The 1,375-nt window shown below is 64.4% G+C and carries 1 protein-coding gene; it reads left to right on the plus strand.

The genetic code is table 11. The features are described from left to right. A partial coding sequence (gene ahcY, locus JK359_RS38455) for an adenosylhomocysteinase (RefSeq protein WP_201844374.1) occupies positions 1–1,375 on the plus strand: 1,375 nt, incomplete at both ends.

The following is a 1,375-nucleotide window of genomic DNA, read 5'->3' on the forward strand; positions in this document are numbered from 1 at the left end:
TCGCTGGCCGAGTTCGGCCGTAAGGAGATCACTCTCGCCGAGCATGAGATGCCCGGTCTGATGGCGATCCGTAAGGAGTACGCCGAGGCGCAGCCGTTGGCCGGCGCGCGTATCACCGGTTCGCTGCATATGACGGTGCAGACGGCGGTGCTGATCGAGACGCTGGCCGCGTTGGGTGCGCGGGTCCGGTGGGCGTCCTGCAACATCTTTTCCACTCAGGATCATGCGGCGGCGGCGATCGCGGTGGGTCCGGACGGTACGCCGCAGGAGCCGCGGGGGATTCCGGTGTTCGCCTGGAAGGGCGAGACGCTGGAGGAGTACTGGTGGTGCACGGAGCAGGCGTTGACCTGGCCGGACTCGCCCACGGGTGGTCCGAACATGATTCTGGACGATGGTGGTGACGCCACGCTCTTGGTGCACAAGGGTGTGGAGTACGAGAAGGACGGCAAGGTTCCTTCGGTCGACACGGCCGAGTCGGAGGAGCACCGGGTGATCCTGGAGCTGCTGCACCGCACGATCGGTGAGGGTTCGCAGAAGTGGACCCGGTTGGCTTCGGAGATCCGTGGTGTGACGGAGGAGACCACGACGGGTGTGCATCGTCTGTACGAGATGCAGCGTGACGGGGTGCTGCTGTTCCCGGCGATCAACGTCAATGACGCGGTGACGAAGTCGAAGTTCGACAACAAGTACGGGTGCCGGCATTCGCTGGTGGACGGGATCAACCGGGCCACGGATGTGCTGATCGGTGGCAAGACGGCGGTCGTGTGCGGTTACGGTGATGTCGGCAAGGGCTGTGCGGAGTCGCTGCGGGGGCAGGGTGCCCGGGTGATCGTCACCGAGATCGACCCGATCTGCGCGTTGCAGGCGGCGATGGACGGTTACCAGGTCACGACGTTGGACGAGGTCGTGGAGACGGCCGACATCTTCATCACCACGACCGGTAACAAGGACATCATCATGGCCTCGGACATGGCCAGGATGAAGCACCAGGCGATCGTGGGGAACATCGGTCACTTCGACAACGAGATCGACATGGCCGGTCTGGCGAAGATCCCGGGGATCGTCAAGGACGAGGTGAAGCCGCAGGTTCACACGTGGAGGTTCCCGGACGGCAAGGTGATCATCGTGCTGTCCGAGGGGCGTCTGCTGAACCTGGGCAATGCCACCGGTCACCCCTCGTTCGTGATGTCGAACTCCTTCGCGGACCAGACGCTGGCCCAGATCGAGCTGTTCACCAAGCCCGACGCGTACCCGACCGGTGTGTACGTGCTGCCCAAGCACCTCGACGAGAAGGTCGCCCGTCTCCACCTGGCCTCGCTCGGCGTGAAGCTGACGACGCTGCGCCCGGAGCAGGCGGAGTACATCGGTGTGGAGG

Source organism: Streptomyces actinomycinicus (genome assembly GCF_016741775.1).
Lineage (GTDB): Bacteria > Actinomycetota > Actinomycetes > Streptomycetales > Streptomycetaceae > Streptomyces > Streptomyces actinomycinicus.